The 16269-nt window shown below is 66.9% G+C and carries 16 protein-coding genes; 8 read left to right on the top strand and 8 right to left on the bottom strand.

The window, feature by feature from the left end:
- Positions 1-189 precede the first annotated feature (189 nt).
- The 8 genes from H7F53_RS10220 to H7F53_RS10185 form a co-directional block, all read right to left on the bottom strand.
- Positions 190-429: a hypothetical protein gene (locus H7F53_RS10220; protein ID WP_185679376.1), complete on the bottom strand. Its 240-nt coding sequence runs from the start codon at positions 427-429 to the stop codon at positions 190-192.
- Complete coding sequence (locus tag H7F53_RS10215; RefSeq protein WP_185679375.1) at positions 422-607, bottom strand: hypothetical protein; 186 nt, start codon at positions 605-607, stop codon at positions 422-424. The genes H7F53_RS10220 and H7F53_RS10215 overlap by 8 nt, the downstream gene beginning before the upstream one ends.
- On the bottom strand, positions 608-829 hold the full coding sequence (locus H7F53_RS10210; protein WP_185679374.1) for a helix-turn-helix transcriptional regulator: 222 nt from the start codon (positions 827-829) through the stop codon (positions 608-610).
- 86 nt (positions 830-915) lie between these two features.
- Positions 916-1557, bottom strand: coding sequence for a hypothetical protein (locus H7F53_RS10205; protein WP_185679373.1), 642 nt, complete (start codon positions 1555-1557; stop codon positions 916-918).
- 87 nt (positions 1558-1644) lie between these two features.
- Positions 1645-1917, bottom strand: coding sequence for a hypothetical protein (locus H7F53_RS10200; RefSeq protein WP_185679372.1), 273 nt, complete (start codon positions 1915-1917; stop codon positions 1645-1647).
- 73 nt (positions 1918-1990) lie between these two features.
- Positions 1991-3397, bottom strand: a complete 1407-nt coding sequence (locus tag H7F53_RS17910; RefSeq protein WP_185679371.1) for an integrase arm-type DNA-binding domain-containing protein — start codon at positions 3395-3397, stop codon at positions 1991-1993.
- A 487-nt stretch (positions 3398-3884) separates the two neighbouring features.
- Positions 3885-4136, bottom strand: a complete 252-nt coding sequence (locus H7F53_RS10190; protein WP_185679370.1) for an HP1242/YdcH family protein — start codon at positions 4134-4136, stop codon at positions 3885-3887.
- 89 nt (positions 4137-4225) lie between these two features.
- Complete coding sequence (locus H7F53_RS10185) at positions 4226-5887, bottom strand: ShlB/FhaC/HecB family hemolysin secretion/activation protein (RefSeq protein ID WP_185679369.1); 1662 nt, start codon at positions 5885-5887, stop codon at positions 4226-4228.
- Between the two features lie 251 nt (positions 5888-6138).
- Between H7F53_RS10185 and H7F53_RS10180 the strand changes: the two genes are divergently transcribed.
- The 8 genes from H7F53_RS10180 (at position 6139) to H7F53_RS10145 (ending at position 16265) form a co-directional block, all read left to right on the top strand.
- A complete protein-coding gene (locus H7F53_RS10180; protein WP_185679368.1) occupies positions 6139-7812 on the top strand; it encodes a FecR domain-containing protein in 1674 nt (557 codons plus the stop codon).
- A gap of 63 nt (positions 7813-7875) precedes the next feature.
- Positions 7876-10152, top strand: a complete 2277-nt coding sequence (locus H7F53_RS10175; RefSeq protein ID WP_185679367.1) for an EAL domain-containing protein — start codon at positions 7876-7878, stop codon at positions 10150-10152.
- Positions 10153-10208: 56 nt separating this feature from the next.
- Complete coding sequence (gene pyrC, locus H7F53_RS10170) at positions 10209-11255, top strand: dihydroorotase (protein ID WP_185679366.1); 1047 nt, start codon at positions 10209-10211, stop codon at positions 11253-11255.
- A 4-nt stretch (positions 11256-11259) separates the two neighbouring features.
- A complete protein-coding gene (locus tag H7F53_RS10165) occupies positions 11260-11997 on the top strand; it encodes a DUF2334 domain-containing protein (RefSeq protein WP_343062013.1) in 738 nt (245 codons plus the stop codon).
- A gap of 163 nt (positions 11998-12160) precedes the next feature.
- The gene (locus tag H7F53_RS10160; protein ID WP_246438800.1) at positions 12161-13117 is read left to right on the top strand and encodes a hypothetical protein; all 957 of its coding nucleotides are present in this window, start codon (positions 12161-12163) and stop codon (positions 13115-13117) included.
- On the top strand, positions 13114-13644 hold the full coding sequence (locus tag H7F53_RS10155) for a DUF2141 domain-containing protein (protein ID WP_379542879.1): 531 nt from the start codon (positions 13114-13116) through the stop codon (positions 13642-13644). The genes H7F53_RS10160 and H7F53_RS10155 overlap by 4 nt, the downstream gene beginning before the upstream one ends.
- A gap of 32 nt (positions 13645-13676) precedes the next feature.
- The gene (locus H7F53_RS10150) at positions 13677-14837 is read left to right on the top strand and encodes a glycosyltransferase (protein WP_185679364.1); all 1161 of its coding nucleotides are present in this window, start codon (positions 13677-13679) and stop codon (positions 14835-14837) included.
- Positions 14838-15122: 285 nt separating this feature from the next.
- Entirely contained in the window at positions 15123-16265 is a 1143-nt protein-coding gene (locus tag H7F53_RS10145) for an efflux RND transporter periplasmic adaptor subunit (protein WP_221773674.1), read from the top strand.
- Positions 16266-16269: the final 4 nt, after the last annotated feature.

Below are 16269 nucleotides of genomic sequence, written 5' to 3'. Positions count from 1 at the left end.
ATCATCCCGCCACCAAGCTCGATCAGCTCCTGCCTTGGAACTGGGGACCGCGCGCTGCAAAGCTCGCCGCATAAACCCGGCCTACGATCCGGTCGGGATCACGCCGCGGCCCTCACCGGATGGATACTGGGCAACTCGTGCCGCTCGAGGATCACGCCCAGCCAGGTACCGGCGGGAAGCGGGGGGAGGTCAAACCTCATTGCTCGCCTCCCGCGTCGCGTCCACGATCTCGAAATCGACGGGCATCCCGGCCTTAGCGTTGGCCTCAATAACGACCTCGGCCGCCTGGCGAGCGCGGCGGTAAGTTGGGAAGCGCGTGGGGCCGTTCAGCGTCCGCCAGCCGGCCGGGTTGAGCGTCCGAACCTCGATCCACCAGCCGCCGTCACGCTTGGCGATCTCGACCTCACCGATGATCCGAAAGTCAGCCATGGGTGCCTCCCCAGGCGAGGAGCGCCACGGTCGCGGCGAGCTCGATCGGCAGGGCGAACCGGGCGGCGATCAGTTGCGCGCGCCAGGTCGGCGGGGTAGATGTTGCGGCGACCGAGGCGTTGGTCGAGTGAGCGGGGCGGACCGTGCCAGCGGCCGCCCCTTTCGCGTTGCGGGGCACTTAGGTGGCCTCGCTCGTGGAGCGCCGCTTGCGGGCGTTGATCCAGGCCCGCACGTCGGCCGGATCATACCGAACCTTCTTGCCCACCCGAAAGTAAGGGGGGCTTTCTCCGGTCACCCGCAAACGGGCCAAGTGGCCCGGGTGGCAGCCGAGAAATTCGGCGGTCGTGTTGTTATCCCAGGAGAGTTCGGGGCCGCTGTTCTCAACGGCCTTGGTGGTCATTCTGTCCGTCATCGCGTCACCTCATTTGAGTGGTGACGCTTTGTTATGGGTGGTAATTTGGTGGACCAATCCGGCCCGTCACCAACTTACTTGGAGGGAGGCCTTCCTGTCCGCTTACCCTCCGGATTTCGGCGATTTTTCCAGAGTTTCCGGACCGCCCCTTGGGTGACGCCCTCTGCTTTGGGGTCCTGTTTCAAGGCCTCCCATAGAACCGCACTGTTGGTCCCGGGCCACTGTACCACAAGCGCAGCCAACTCGTCGTCGGAGTAGGTCAGAATGTCCTGACCTAGTGCAGGAGCGATTTGCAGTCCGGTGAACTCAATCACCGCGTCGTCCGGTTCTCCTGCTACAAAGGAATTGCTCCAATCCGATGCTTTGATGGTCCCGGCGAGCCAATCGACTTCTGCCCATTCCATCGGGTCTTCTTCGTCGTCCTGCCAAACCGAAACGAGGTCAGGTCCAACGCCTGTGAACTCGCGCCAAATGGCGCAAGGAACGGCGGAGGGTTCAAAATCTTGCCGCGCGATTGTCCACACCGGGCCGAGGTACTCACCGGCGGCGTGGCACTCTGCGATGCTGGGAACCCGGCAATGTTCCTCCTTTCGAAGGCCAACAACTCGGCCCTGGGCTGCAGGAGCCCGGATCCTATGCAAAAGCCGGTTCGCCGCTTCATGCGCCGACCAGCCGCGCACCTGCGCCTCGGCGAAGAACTGCTGGAAAGTCCACATCCGGTCCGCTCCGGTCCGCTATTGCGACGGGGAAGGGGGTGCGGATGCCCCCGTGTCGGCTGGCCGGCCTATCCCCGCCTGTTCAGGTTATCGCGCAGAGGGTGAGCCTGCAATCGGCCGAAACCTGAGTTGGTCGAGTTGTTTCAGGTACTCGAGCGAGACCTCGATCCCATTGAACGCGTCCAGGGCTGCCCGTCCGTGTTCAGTGTCGTTGGGCAGGCCCTCCATGGCGGTTTCAATGTCGTCCCATGCGTTCCGTAGCAAGGTGCCAAGGAAGATAATGATCGAGGCCTCACGGTCGCGCGCTTCGGCTTCGGGGCTGTAGGAAGGGAAGTTCTCGGATACGGTCTCTTTAGCCATGTTCGACTCCTGTCGTCGGTCTGGTTAGGCCCGGCCGGGAAGGTACCAGCTTCCGGTCGGGCCGCTTCTCCGGTCACCCGGATTTCTTGGCGGTCGTGATGTCGACCACGTTGTTGGGTTCGCGCTCCACCGGCTGCCCGCCGTTCTCGACACACGCCCGGATGAACGCCCGCCATGCCTCGGGGTCGGCCTCGCCCGCCGCGTTCGCAAACTGGGCGGGACGGTGCCCGGCCGCGATGGCCGCAACGGTCGCGGCCCAACTGCGCAGAGCGTCCCGCTTCTCCTCGCGCCAATCGTGTCGCTGATACACCCCAGCAATGCCGGCGCGGGATCCTGAAACGTGGTTGAGCGTCGCCTCGGTAACCTCGAACCGGACCCCGAGGCGTTGCAGGCCCGTGGCGAGCGTCCGGCGGAGATCATGAACCCGCCAAGGCGAGAGAGGGCCAGCTTCGCCGCGGGCTTTGGTAATTGCCGCGTCAAGCTCCGCCTTCGCCTTGGAGTAGGAACGGATCGCAACCCGCTTGTAGGTCTGCAGGACTGGGCCAGACTTCGGCCACCTCCGGGCGTCGGGTTCCTTCTCCTTCGCGGCCACCTGTACGGCCAGTGCGAGCCGATCGAACTCGGCCACCACGGCCGGGGCGAGGGGGACGATATGGGCTTTGCCGTTCTTGGCCCGAGGGCCCGGGATCGTCCATGTCGAGGTGGCACGATCGAGCTCGGCCCAAGTCATGCCGCTCACCTCTTCCCGCCTCTGCCCGGTCAGGATCAGCAAGCGATAGAACGCCCCGTAGGGATCACGGAGGTCGACTGCAGCGCTCCACACCGCCGCAAGCTCATCGTCCGTAAGCACCCGGTCGCGAGCCGGCGGCCCCTCCGGCTTGGCCATCATGCGTACCGGGTTGTCGGCTATCTCGCCGCGCTCCATGGCCCACCTGAATAGAACGGACGCATAGGCATAGACGGCCAACCGGCTGGCCTTCCGCCGCGCCGGGATCTTGTCGAGGATCGGCTGAAGGTCGGCGCGGGTGATATGGGGCAGGGGCTTGCCACGAAGGGCCGGGGTCAGATGTACGTCGACCACGTGCTTGGCCTGTGCGTGGGTCTGTGGCCTGTGGTCGAGTTCATACTCGGACAGCCATCGCTCGGCGACCTTCTCGAATGCCAATTCACGGTGGAGCCGCTCCTTCGCCAACCTCGCGGCCTTGGCACTCTCTGCCGCGGCCAGACGTTCGCGCTCTGCTTCCATCGGATCGACGCCGCGCGTCACCTCTGCCCGCAGTTCCCGGGCCCGCTTTCGAGCGCGGTCCGGGGTCCACTCACCATGGCGCCCGATGGTGTAGCGCTTGGTCTTCCCAGCACGGCCGCCAAGGCGATACTGAAACACATAGCTCTTCGTGCCCGAAGGCATGGCCAGGAGCCCAAAGCCAACCTCCCGATCGTCCCAAAGCATCTCCTGCTTGGTCGGGTTGAAAGCATCCACGACGCTCTTTGATATGGTCCCGCGTGCCACGTGCACCCCCGTTCCTACAATCACGCTACATGCACGAAACCGTGATTGGCTGCAATGCGCGGTTATCTCCCGCTACAGAAAAGCGAGGAAATCTGGGATTTCGGAAACTGAAGCCTCGCGTTCCCGCCCCTCGGCCTTTCATTCCTAATCTTGGGGCCGTGGGTTCGAATCCCGCCGGGCGCACCACAACCAGTCAATCAAACGTCATGATGGGCCTTATGGTGGCAACCGGACGACGGCTGGCCCTACTCAAGGCCAGTGAGGGAAGGGCGGCGGCGCCTTGAACCCGTCGCTACCAACAGCCGACAGCTGTTGGGCGTGCCGGGATCTGGAACACGCGGGATCGGCAGGCCCAGCCGCTCCAGACTGTCATGCCGGGTCGAGCGGATGAACCGCCTGGGGTGACCGGGCTTCCACCGGTGCCTGTTCGCAGCGACCGCCATTCTGCGCGCCAAGCTCATCCGCGGATCCGGGCGCGGGCGAGGATCTGCGCGATTTCGTCCAGCAGCCCCAGCCGTTCCTTCTTCAGCGTTTCAAGATAGCTGTCCGACGCCGGCTCAACCTCGGTCTCGATGCGGTGGATGGCGCGGTTGACTTCGTAGTAGCGCGTGGCGAGACGCTGGAAATGGGGATCGCTCAGCTTGAGGCTGTGCAGCAGCGGCCGGTCACCCGGGAAACTGTCGTGCAGATCGTTGGGAACGTGGCTCATGTCGGCTCCTTCTCAGGTCCACTGGCAGCATGGACCCGGTGGATGCCGGCGCATTGCGGTGGGTCAAATCCCCGCAGTTGAACCCGGGATCAGAAGCTCTGGATCAGCCCGAGATTGACCCGCGGGCTCTCGGTCCCGGTGTCGTAGCGCGGGCCGCTGAGCGGCACCGCCACCTCCATGGTCGCACCCATCCTTCCGGAGAGATCGACCCGCAGGCCGCCGCCGGCCGAAGCAAGCGCCCCGCCACCGGGGCCATCCTGCCGGTTCGACACAACTCCGCCATCGGCAAAGGCGTAAAGCTGGGCACGCTGCACCAGGCCCAGCGGACGATCGACGAGGTAGCGCAGTTCGGCGAGGCCCACGGCGCCTTCGTCGCCGCTGCGCTCGCCCCAGTCATAGCCGCGCAGGAACGCGCTGCCCCCAAGGGTCAGTTCCTCGAACAACGGCAGAGGCTGCGCCGCGAGCTGTCCCTGCGCGGCCAGCCGCAGCGATAGCCCATGGCCGAGTTCGGTGGTCCAGTCGCCCCAGCCGGACAGGGCGGTATAGGTGCCGTCCGCATCGCTCCGTGGGGCCAGCGGATCGCCCAGCTGGGTGGCGCCCAGCCAGCCGAGCCCCTGGGTCAGGGATGCGCTCATCCGCAACTGGCCGCCAGCGACGCGGGCATTGCCGTAAAGGGTCAGTCGGGCGGTGGTAAGCCGGTCGCGGCGAAGCAGGTTGTCTTCGCGCCATTGCTGGAAGGTTCGCAGCCCAAATTCGCCCTCTACCCACAGGCTGGCGCTGCGCCGCCGCACCAGGGGGTGGTTCAGCCCTGCGGCAACCGCCCAGGACCTGGTGCGGAAGGCGAAGGGGGCCAGATAGGAGCCCGGACGGGTCGCTGAAGCAGTTGCCGAGAGCGCCACCTCGGTCCCTTCCGAGCCCAGGTCGCGGGCATAGCGGATCCGGGCGAACTGCAGCTCCGCGGGTTGCAGCGGGGTGGTCGAGGCGGTCAGGGACAAGCGGTCGCGGCTGTCGATCAGGCCGTTGAGATCGGCATCGATGCGCACCTGGACCGGCCCGACCGTGCGCGTGCCCTGGTTACTCAGGGTCAGCCTGACGGCCGCCGGATCGTGCGCGACGCTCACCAGCAGGACGCCTCTGCCCCGCTCGCGCAGGAAGCGGCTGGAGCGGATGCGGGCGCCGCTGTTGTCGCCGGCGATCAGCAACCGGCGCTCGACCTGGCGTGCGGTCACCGGACCCGTCGCCACCAGTGGTGCCAGATCGGCCCGCACCGCCTCGCTGACCGGCCCGTCGAACCGGATTTCGTCGATCGCGCCCTCATCAGCGACCACCTGCAGTACGCCGGCTTCAACGCGCTGGACCGCGATCGTGGCCGTAGCGAACAGATAGCCGCGCGCGCGCATGCGCTGCGCGACGGCATCGGCAAGTCCGGCGAGGTCGCGCGGGCCTAGCGCCTGGCCGAGGTGCGTTGCGACGATATCGGCAAAGTCGGCCGGGCTCAGGCGTTGCAGACCGGTAATGGTGATCGCGCCGATGAGCACGGCTCCCTTCGGGCTCGCTGGCAGCGCTGCGCTGGGGGCAACCGAGATTGCGGGAGGTCTCGGTCGCTCGGGCGCACGCTCGCGCTGGAATTGTCGCTCTCCGGTGATGAGCCCGGGATCGATTCCGTCCGGACCGAGCTGGGCACGCGCCGGGGTGGCGCCGAACAGCACCATCAGCAGCATGGCCAGCCATGATCCCTGAACCGTCCGCATTCCCTCTCGCCTGCAGGTGGGGAACGAAATGACGGAAATATCTTACGAATCTCTCAAACTCAGGCCGGGTTAACCACGCCTTCAAACGGGACCGCAAGTTTGCGCGTGCTAGCGCGGGGCGGGATGGAAAGGGTCTGCTCATGACATTTTCGCGGCGAATACTGGCGGGGGCGGTCCTGTTGGCGACGACAGCGGTCGGCCATGCCGAGGACCGCGCCCAGCGCTGGACGATCAGCGAGGCGGCCGGCACCGTGCTGGTCAGCCAGGCCGGGCGAACTGTGGCGGCGACGCCAGGAATGGTGGTGCCCGCCGGGGCGACCCTGTCCACCGGCGCCGGATCGCGCGCGATCGTCGTGCGCGGCCGCGATTTCGTGACGCTGGCACCGGGCAGCCGGCTGGCGCTCCCCTCGCATCAAGACAAGCGCGGCTTCCTGCAGCTGGTGCAGGAATGGGGCAATGCCATCTTCCAGGTCGAGAAGCAGGCCAAGCCGCATTTCGGGGTCCGCACGCCCTACCTCGCGGCCGTGGTCAAGGGCACCACCTTCTCGATCACGGTGGGGGCGGAAGGGGCCTCGCTGCAGGTGGTCGAGGGCCTGGTCGAGACCTCGACGATCGACGGCGGTGCGCGCGATCTGATCCGGCCCGGTGCCGTCGCCATCGTGCGCAGCGAGGACCCCTACCGATTGTCGGTGCAGGGTGCCGAGGCCCAGGCGATCGATTCGCCCCGGCGCCGCGATCCCCGGGCGGCTGTCCCCGCTGCCGGCGCTGCGCCGTCCTCGCCATCGGTTGCTACAATCGTGGCTCAAAGCGTTCTCACCGAGCCGCCCGGCTCAGCCGCAGAGAGTCAGGCGGGCGATAGCGCAGCCAATGCGGCGGGTGGGCAGGTCATCGCTGCCACCGTTGTGGCGCAACCGGTCGACTTGGCGCGGGCCACCGCTGGCCTGATCAGCAATGGCTCGGAGCTGATCGCGATCAATGCGGCAGTCGTCGCGAACCGGCAGGCCGCCAATGATGTCAACGCCAGTCGCCCGAGCGGTGCGGAGCCCGCTCCGGATGCGGACAACGGCAGCGCGCCTGATTTGCCGGCAATGGCGGCTGCGGCGAGTGAGAGTGGGCCGGGCGAAGCCCCGCTGGCCGGCGGGTCCAGCGAAACCCAGTTGGCTGGCAACACGGCCGCTGGCGAGAACCAACCGGTACCCGGCTCGTCGGGTGGTATCCCGGCACTGGCCGCTGCAAATCCCAGCGAGAACGCCATCAGCGCTTTGCCGCCGCAGGCGCTCGCCAGCGGGGACAACCTACCCTCCGGTCCTGACAGCAACGCCACTGGCAGCACTGCCGCGGCGGCCGGCGTTCTGGCCTCGCTTGACGTCGGAAGCAGCGGCAGCGGCAACGGAGGAGATAGCTCCGCCGCCGCCGGAGCGCTGGCGGCCGTTGAGGTCGGTACTGGCAGCGCCGGCAGCGCGAATGACGCCGGTGCACTCGCTGCTGCGGAAGTCGGCGCCGCCCTGGGAAGCAACCCCGGCAGCAATGCCGGTGCTGCCGGTAGCCCTGCCGCCATCGAGGTCGGCGCCGCTCTCGGGACAGGCAATGGCAATCCAGCGGCAGACAACGCCCTTGTGTCGGTCGATGTCGGGGTAAGCCTGGGTAGCGGCACCACCAGTCCTACGCCGGTCGATGTTGGTGTCGGGCTCGGCGTCGGCGGAAGTGCGGCGCTCGAGTTAAGCGCGGGCCTCAGCACGGGCAGCACGTCCGGTTCGAGCGGAGGTGGCAATGGTAATGGTGGCAACAGCGGCAGCAACACCGGAACCGGGAACAGCGTCGTCGGCACTGTGTTGGGTGCGGTTGGTGGCCTAGTTGGCAGCACTGCCCCCGGCCCGGCAGGGAGTGGGTTGCTTTCCGGCCTTGGCCGCGGCGGCAACCGCTAGGCTGTCATGGCGCAGGTGCGAGCGGACCTGGCCACTGCTTACGGTTTGCCGCGCTACTGGCGCGTGGCAGCGCTGCTGTTGTCGCTTGGCGTGGCGCTGCTGGTCGGCCTGAGCGCGCCAGGGGTCAGCCTCGAACAGAGCCTGGCCCAAGCCAGCGCGGGCCTGCGGCGACACTCCGCCAGCGGCAAGTTCGTGATCGTCGAGATCGATGCGCACAGCATCGCCGCGATCGATCGGTGGCCTTGGCCACGGCGCAATTATGCAGTGGCGATCAACCGTCTGGAGCAGGCTGGTGCGGCCAGCGTGGCCTTGGATGTTGATCTTTCGGCCCGTTCGAATCCGGTGGACGACGCCGCCTTGGCGGCGGCTTTGGCGCGGACGCGCATCCCGGTGGTCTTGCCCACGTTTGCTCAGCAATCGGGTGCGGGGCGAGCGGGCTGGACTGATTCTCTGCCGATTGCCGGTCTGCGCGAGCACGCCAGCCTCGCAGCTGTCAGCATCCTGCCCGATGTTGACGGTATGGTCCGCCGCGCTCCGGTCGGAACGGTTACGGCCGGGGTACCGCGTCCCTCGCTTTCGGCCGCGCTCGCCGGGCTGGCTGCAGGCTCGGCCAATGTCGACTTCGCCATCGACTACGCGATCGAGCCCGAGACGATACCGCGGATCAGCTTCATCGACCTGCGCAACGGTCGGTTCGACCCGCGACGCGTGGCGGGACGACACGTGGTGATTGGCGCGACCGCGATCGAGATGGGGGATCGTTATGCCGTGCCCGGTTATGGCGTGATTCCCGGGGTGGTGATCCAGGCCCTGGCCGCCGAGACGCTGCGCGACGGGCTGCCGCGTGAAAGTGGCTGGCCCGTGCCATTGGTGGTTGGCTTACTTGGCGCAGCCGTGATCCTGCGGCTCCGCGACGGCCGCTGGCTGGCAGCCGCGGCGGCGATCTTGCCGCTGGGCCTTTTCGGCGCAGCGGTGCTCGTGAAGGCCCTGCTGAACTGGTCCCTCCAGATCGTTCCTGGCCTGGTCGTTCTGGTGACGGTCTCGACGCTGGCCGTCGCCGCGCGGGGCTGGGCGGCGCGGCAGCAGCGGCGCACGCAGGATGCCGCAACCGGCTTGCCGAATCGCTTTGCCCTGTGTGGCCGGACCGGCCCCGCCGACAGCGCGGGCGTTGTGGTGGCGCGCTTCGCAGCTTACGACAAGCTGGTTGCCGCCCTGGGCGACCGGGCCACCGCTGACCTGGTCTGCCGGGTACAGGAACGGATCGCCCTGGTGGTGGGCTCGGTACCGGTTTATCGGGTTGAAGATCGCACCTTGGCGTGGACAGCGACCGACGAGCCCGCCCTGCTTGCCACCCTGAGGACCCTGCGGACCATCATGCTGCCCCCGGTCGAAGTGTCCGGGCGCCGCATCGATGTGTCGTTGTCTTATGGTTTCGCGTGGCGACGGATTGCGGAAAGCACCAATCATCTGCTTGGGCGCAGCCTGCTGGCCGCCGATCAGGCGCTCGCGCGGGGCGCTCCATGGCATGGCGATGACACGCTCGCGGACGAGGTGCTGGCGCAGGAGCTTTCGCTGCTCGGTGAACTGGACGAAGCGATTGCCGCGGGCGAGATCGAGCTCGTCTATCAGCCCAAGCTTGCGCTTGCCACCGATCGCATTGCCAGCGTCGAGGCCTTGGTGCGGTGGAACCATCGCACCCGCGGGCGACTGGGGCCTGATGTCTTCGTGCCGCTGGCCGAGCGCAGCGACCGCATCGCCGGCCTGACGCTGCATGTCCTCGGTCGCGCCATTGCCGATCTCGCGGCCTGGCAGGCCCAGGGTCTGGAGCTCAGCGTGGCGGTCAACATTTCAGCCAAGCTGGTCGATGCCCCGGATTTCTGCGCGGTGGTGCAGGGGCTGGTGCAAGCGAGTGCGGTCCCGCCCGGCCGGCTGATCTTCGAGGTGACCGAATCAGCCGCGATGACGGACGTGGCTGCTGCGGCGGCGGCACTCGAATCGTTTCGCCGGCTCGGTATCGCGATTTCGATCGACGACTACGGCACCGGTCAGTCGACGCTCAGCTACCTGCGCCAGCTGCCGGTCGACGAGCTCAAGCTCGATCGCCGTTTTGTGCAGAACGCCCATCGCAACCGCGACGACGCCATCCTGGTCCAGTCCACGGTGAGCCTCGCCCACGAGCTCGGCATCAAGGTTGTGGCCGAGGGGGTCGAGGAAGCGGAATGCCTCGCGTTCCTGCGTGCCGTCGGCTGCGACATGGCGCAGGGCTACGCGATTAGCCGCCCCGTGCCTGCAGCGTCGATTGTTGGTTTCCAGCAAGAGCGGATCGCCAGCGCAGCCTGAAACCCGCGCGATCGGCGCGATTGGCCTGAGCGCCTGCTTGCGGTATGGCGCCCGCGATGACCGAGACGCTGACCCTCCGCCGCCCCGACGATTGGCACACGCACCTGCGCGACGGCGCGCTGATGCCCGACATCCTCGCCTATACCGCGCGCCAGTTCGCCCGTGCGATCGTGATGCCCAACCTCTCGCCGCCGGTGACCACAGCAGCGGCCGCCGCGGCCTACCGCGACAGGATCCTGGCGGCGCGCCCGGCCGGAAGCGACTTCGAACCGCTGATGGTGCTCTATCTGACCAACGAGACCGACCCGGCCGACGTCGAGCGCGCCTTTGCGCTCGGCATCGCCACCGCCTGCAAGCTTTACCCCGCCCATGCGACGACCAACTCCGCCCATGGGGTCACCGATATCCGCAACATCTATGGCGTGCTCGAGCGCATGCAGGCCATCGACATGCCGCTGTTGATCCATGGCGAGGTGACCGACCCGGCGATCGATATCTTCGACCGGGAAGCTGTGTTCATCGATCAGGTGCTGATGCCCACCCTGCGCGATTTTCCGGCGCTGCGCGTGGTGTTCGAGCACATCACGACGCAGGATGCCGCCGAGTTCGTGCGCGATGCAGGGGACCGGGTCGCGGCCACGGTGACTCCGCACCACCTCATGATCAACCGCAATGCCATGTTCGCCGGCGGTATCCGGCCGCATGCCTATTGCCTCCCGGTCGCCAAGCGCGAGGTTCACCGGCTGGCCTTGCGCCAGGCGGTCACCTCCGGGCATCCGCGTTTCTTCCTCGGCACCGATACGGCTCCCCACCTGGTGGCCGCCAAGGAAAGCGCCTGCGGCTGTGCCGGGATCTTCAACGCGCCTCACGCGCTGGAAAGCTACGCAACTGTCTTTGACGAGGAGGGCGCGCTCGACCGGTTCGAGGCTTTCGCCTCCGAGAACGGCCCGCGCTTTTACGGCCTGCCCCTTAACGAGGGGCGGATCGTGCTGGAGCGGACCGAAATCGCGGTACCCGCCCGGGTGACCATCGGCGATGGTGAGATCGTCCCCTGGTTGGCCGGTGAAACGATCGGCTGGCGTTACGCCGGGGCGGCCGACTGACCCCGTGGGCAAGCTGCTGCTCGCCTCGATCCATGATGTCGGGCCGCGTTTCGAGAGCGAGGTAGACCGGCTGGCCGAGCTGATGGGCGCGGTGCTGGGCGGGCCGCGCTTTGCCATGCTGGTAGTGCCGGATCACTGGGGCCTTGCCCCGCTTGGCGCGGCTCCGGCGTTCCGCGCCCGCCTGCGCGCTTGGGCCGATCAGGGCATCGAGATGTTCGTGCACGGCTGGTACCACAAGGACCTGGCCGAACATGCCGGGGTGGCCGGGTTCAAGGCCCGGCACATGACTGCAGGCGAGGGTGAGTTCCTCGGGCTGTCGGAGGCCGAGGCGGCGCGGCGTATGGCCGATGGCAAGGCGCTGGTCGAGGACGCGATCGGACGACCCGCGGCGGGGTTTATCGCGCCGGCTTGGCTGTATGGTCCCGGTGCGCTGGCTGCACTGCGCGGAGGAGGCTTTGCTCTGGCCGAGGACCATCTGCGCGTGTGGGATGCGGCCACGGGAACCACGCTGGCGCGCGGGCCCGTGGTGACCTGGGCCAGCCGTAGCCGGCCGCGTCAGCTTAGCTCGCTGGCGGTGGCGGCGCTGGCACGCAGCACCTTCCACGGGCTTGATGTGGTGAGAGTGGCGACGCATCCCGGGGATACCAGCGTCCCCGCCCTGCTGGACTCGATCCGCCGGACGCTCGCCCGGTTTGTTGCCCGGCGGCCTGCCGGTCGCTATGCAGCTTTGATGGGCACTTGAGCGCGCCCCCGGCCGGGGCAGCTTTGGCGCTTGCGCAATCGTTGCGTGGCGATAAAGACCGGCTGGGCACAAGTGATGGCAACGCGGCCTGCGGCATTCTGTCAGGCAAATGAGACCGCGTCGCCGCACCGGCTAGGGACCGATGCGGCAGATCCGGCGGAGTATGCAGGCAATCGAAACGATGCAGCAGGATGGCTTCGCCCCGGGCGAACTGGCCGCTTCGGCCGCCGCCGCCAGCGCGGAGGGCGGAGGCAATGCCCGCCGCATCTTCGCCTTTCTCGGGCTCTTGTTGTCGATCGCGGTGGTGCTTGCTGCGGCCTTCGCTTACCGCGACCTGAAGTGGCAGACGGTCGAGGCGATGGTGCCGCGCACCTGGTACTTCTGGGCGGCCTTCGTGTTCTACTACATGCAGGGACCGGTGCTGGAATGGGTTATCTTCCGGCGGTTGTGGCATATCCCCCTGATCTCGGGGGTGCTGGCCCTGACCCGCAAGCTGGTCAGCAACGAACTGGTGCTTGGCTACCTCGGCGAGGCCCAGTTTTACGCCTGGACGAGGGCACGGGCCAATCTGACCTCCGCCCCGTTCGGGGCAATCAAGGATGTCGCGATCCTGTCGGCGCTGACCGGCAATGCGGCTACCCTGATCATGCTGGCCTTCGCCTGGCCGATCGTCGCCTCCGGCAGCCTGGGCATGCCGATGCGCGACGTCTTCCTTTCGCTGTCGGTTGTCCTGGCCACGTCCTGTCTGATCCTGGTGCTGCGCAAGAAGCTGTTTTCACTCGACCGGCGCGAGCTGTGGTTCATCACGCTGATCCATGTGGTACGCACGATCCTGTTCATTGTGCTGTCAGCCACGCTCTGGCATTTCGTGCTGCCTGAGGTGGGGCTCGGGCTGTGGATGGTGCTGGCGACCTTGCGGATGCTTGTCTCGCGCCTGCCACTGATCCCGAACAAGGATATCGTCTTCGCCGGCATCGCCGTGTTCCTGCTGGGCCACGACCTGGAGATCGCCGCCCTGATGACGATGATGGCGGTGATTACCCTGGGCGCCCACGTCGTGGCCGGGGTGATCTCGGGCCTCGCCGGACTGGTGGACACGCAGAGGAGCGCGTTGCGATGAAGTGGATGCTGACCGGAGCCGCCGCCCTGGCCCTGCTCCCGCTCGCCGCGGCGGAGGCCGTGGAAAGCCATCCCGATCTGGGCAAGGCGGAAGCCCGCTGCCGTCCGGGCGAGACCGGCCCGGCCTTCATGGTCAGCATCGATGGCCTGAAGGACCGCAAAGGCAACCTCAAGCTCGAGGTCTATCCCTCGAATGACGAGGACTTCCTGCAGGACGACAATATCCTGATCAACGCCGGCAAGGTGTTTCGCCGGGTCGAGATACCCGTCCCGGCTGGCGAGGCGGAACTGTGCGTGCGCATTCCGGCGCCTGGCGCCTACAGCATCACCGTTCTGCATGACCGCGACAGTAACCGGAAGTTCGGTCTGACGGTCGACGGGGTCGGGCTCTCGGCCAACCCCAAGCTGGGGTTGAGCAAGCCCAAGGCGGCCAAGACCCGGGTGATGGCCGGGGCAGGGTTGACCCGGCTGCACATCATCATGAATTACCGCACCGGCCTGTTCAGCTTCGGTCCGCTGCGCAATTGACCGGGGCGCGCGCGCAACGGTAAGCCGACGCCATGAAAATCGTCGACGTCTGCGCCTTTCTCTCGCCGCACGGCGGAGGCGTTAAGACCTACATCGAACAGAAGCTGGCAATCGGGCCCCGGCTGGGACACGAGATCGTCATTATTGCCCCCGGAGACCGTGATGAGGTGATCGTTCGCGGACCCGGTGCTAAGGTGGTGCAGCTGGCCAGCCCGCGGTTTCCGCTCGACCGCAAGTATTGGTATTTCGATGACGAAGCACGGCTGCACGCGGCGCTTGACGCCGAGGCACCGGACTTCGTCGAAGCCTCCTCGCCGTGGCGCAGCGCCAGCATGGTCGGGCGCTGGCCCGGTGCCGCGCCGCGCGCCCTGGTGATGCACGCAGATCCGCTTTCGGCCTACGCCTACCGCTGGTTCGGGGCGCTGCTGAGCCGCGAGACGATCGATCGCCGCTTCGAGATGTTCTGGGACCATCTGCGTGAACTGGGCCAGTCTTTCGACCGCGTGGTCTGTGCCAGCGGCGAGTTGCAAGCCCGCCTGGCTGAAGGCGGGGTGGCCAATACCAGCCTCCACCCGATGGGCGTCGAGCCCGGGCTGTTCCTGCCCGAGCGGCGCAATGCCGAGGTGCGCCGGCAACTGCTCGAGGTTTGCGACCTGCCCGAGACCGCGCACCTGCTGATCGCGGTTGGCCGCCTCTCGCCAGAAAAGCGCTGGCCGATGGTGATCGATGCCGTTGCCGCCGCCAGCCGGACCTTGCCGATTGGTCTGATCATTCTGGGAGGCGGGCGGCAGAAGCGCCGCATCCTCGCTCAGATCGCCGGTAATCCGCACATCCGGCTGCTTACGCCCGAACGCAACCGGGTGCGGTTTGCAACATTGCTGGCCAGCGCGGATGCGTTGATCCACGGGTGCGAGGCCGAAACGTTCTGCATGGCCGCCGCTGAAGCGCGCGCCTGCGGGGTTCCAGTCATCGTACCTGACCGTGGGGGAGCCGCCGATCATGCCCGCGGTGGGGCTGGCGTGATCTATGAAGCGGGCAATGCCCAGTCCGCCGCCGAGGCCATTCTTGCCCTGCTCTCCCGTCCCGAGGGTGCAAACAGCGTTCCGGCGGCGACAGTGACCATGGAAGACCATTTCGCGGGCCTGTTCAACGAATACGACACGATCGTGCGTCAGGCGCTTGTCCGCGCCTGACGCGGGTGTGCCGCACCCGCTCGCGTCCGGCTCCAATGTGCACCAGATCTTGGCTGGGGGCGCACAGCACACCCACAATGGGCTTAGTTGTGTCCATCTGTGACGAATGGTTACAACTTAACACTCGTACGGTCCGGTAAAGTGCTGCATTGACAGTGGAATTGACTGCCGCTGTGGCGTCTTGGCACATCCGGGACGGTTTGTTCCGGTCGCATCGGCGCCCCGTTCGACTTCGCGGTCCCGTGGTTTGGACAGACAGATTTGTAGGTGGTTGTGCGCGCTGGCTTGATTCTGGCTCTCGTGTTCGTTCTCTCCGGTTGCGGGGGGGGCGAAAAGAAGAAAGAGCGTCCGGTTCCCGCGGTGGGGTTCATCATCGTGACCCCCACAGCGGTGCCCATGGCGACGACGCTGGGCGGGCGTACAGTGGCCTTTGCCAGTTCCGAGGTTCGGCCGCAGGTCACCGGCGTGATCCGCGCGCGGCGCTTTGTCGAGGGCGGGCTGGTCCGCCAGGGACAGCCGCTGTTTGAGATCGATCAGAGCCTCTATCGCGCCGCGGTGAATTTGGCTGAGGCCAATCTGCTCAGTGCGCAGTCGACCGCCGAAGCCGCCGCGACGCGCGCTGAACGGCTGCGACCGCTGGCGAAGCTTGAGGCGGTATCTCAGCAGGAATACACCGACGCGTCGGCACAGGCTCGGCAAACCGCTGCGGCTGTTGCGCAAGCCCGGGCGCAACTGGAAACCGCGCGAATCAATCTGCGCTTCACCACTGTTCCAGCGCCGATTACGGGCCGGATCGGCCGTGCTCTGTTCACGTCGGGCGCGCTGGTTAGCGCCAATCAGGTTGAGCCCTTGGCGGTTATCCAGCAGTTGGACCCGATCTTCGTCGACGTTCAGGAGTCGAGCGCGGACCTGCTGTCTCTGCGCCGCGCACTCGCCAGTGGCGGGGCCCAGGCGGGCAGTACGCGGGTGCGGCTGAAGCTGGAGGACGGCAGCGACTATCCGCTGACGGGGACGGTCCAGTTCTCGGAAATGCTGGTCAACGAGGCGACCGGCACGGTCACCCTGCGGGTCCGCTTTCCGAATCCAGAAGGGTTCTTGCTGCCGGGCATGTTCGTGCAGGCCACCTTCGACGAATCGATCAACCCCTCGGCCTATCTGGTGCCGCAACAGGCGGTGCAGCGTGATTTCGGTGGTAGCTCGTTCGTCTACGTGGTCGGTCCGGGCAACAAGGCGGTGCGCCGCAAGATCGAGACGGCGCGCACGCGCGGGGCTGACTGGATCGTGACGGCCGGGCTCAAGCCGGGTGACCGGGTGATTATCCAGGGTACGGCCAATCTCAAGCAGGGGGCGCCGATCCGGCCGGTCCCGGCCAGCACGCCGGAACGGATTGCGCCCGGCGGTGGAACTCCGGCCGGCGCAGGGCGCTGAGCTG

The sequence above is a fragment of the Novosphingobium piscinae genome (assembly GCF_014230355.1).
Taxonomy (GTDB): Bacteria; Pseudomonadota; Alphaproteobacteria; order Sphingomonadales; family Sphingomonadaceae; genus Novosphingobium; species Novosphingobium piscinae.
The sequence above is the reverse complement of the archived record's forward strand: the minus strand, read 5'-3'. Positions and strand labels throughout refer to the sequence as shown.

Bases quoted from the DNA above. Each gene is read 5' to 3' on its own strand.
- H7F53_RS10155 (WP_379542879.1), top strand. From the start codon at position 13,114: ATGAAGTGGATGCTGACCGGAGCCGCCGCCCTGGCCCTGCTCCCGCTC.
- H7F53_RS10185 (WP_185679369.1), bottom strand. From the start codon at position 5,887: ATGCGGACGGTTCAGGGATCATGGCTGGCCATGCTGCTGATGGTGCTG.
- H7F53_RS10205 (WP_185679373.1), bottom strand. From the start codon at position 1,557: ATGTGGACTTTCCAGCAGTTCTTCGCCGAGGCGCAGGTGCGCGGCTGG.
- H7F53_RS10220 (WP_185679376.1), bottom strand. From the start codon at position 429: ATGGCTGACTTTCGGATCATCGGTGAGGTCGAGATCGCCAAGCGTGAC.
- pyrC (WP_185679366.1), top strand. From the start codon at position 10,209: ATGACCGAGACGCTGACCCTCCGCCGCCCCGACGATTGGCACACGCAC.
- H7F53_RS10190 (WP_185679370.1), bottom strand. From the start codon at position 4,136: ATGAGCCACGTTCCCAACGATCTGCACGACAGTTTCCCGGGTGACCGG.
- H7F53_RS10150 (WP_185679364.1), top strand. From the start codon at position 13,677: ATGAAAATCGTCGACGTCTGCGCCTTTCTCTCGCCGCACGGCGGAGGC.
- H7F53_RS10160 (WP_246438800.1), top strand. From the start codon at position 12,161: ATGCAGGCAATCGAAACGATGCAGCAGGATGGCTTCGCCCCGGGCGAA.
- H7F53_RS10200 (WP_185679372.1), bottom strand. From the start codon at position 1,917: ATGGCTAAAGAGACCGTATCCGAGAACTTCCCTTCCTACAGCCCCGAA.
- H7F53_RS10210 (WP_185679374.1), bottom strand. From the start codon at position 829: ATGACCACCAAGGCCGTTGAGAACAGCGGCCCCGAACTCTCCTGGGAT.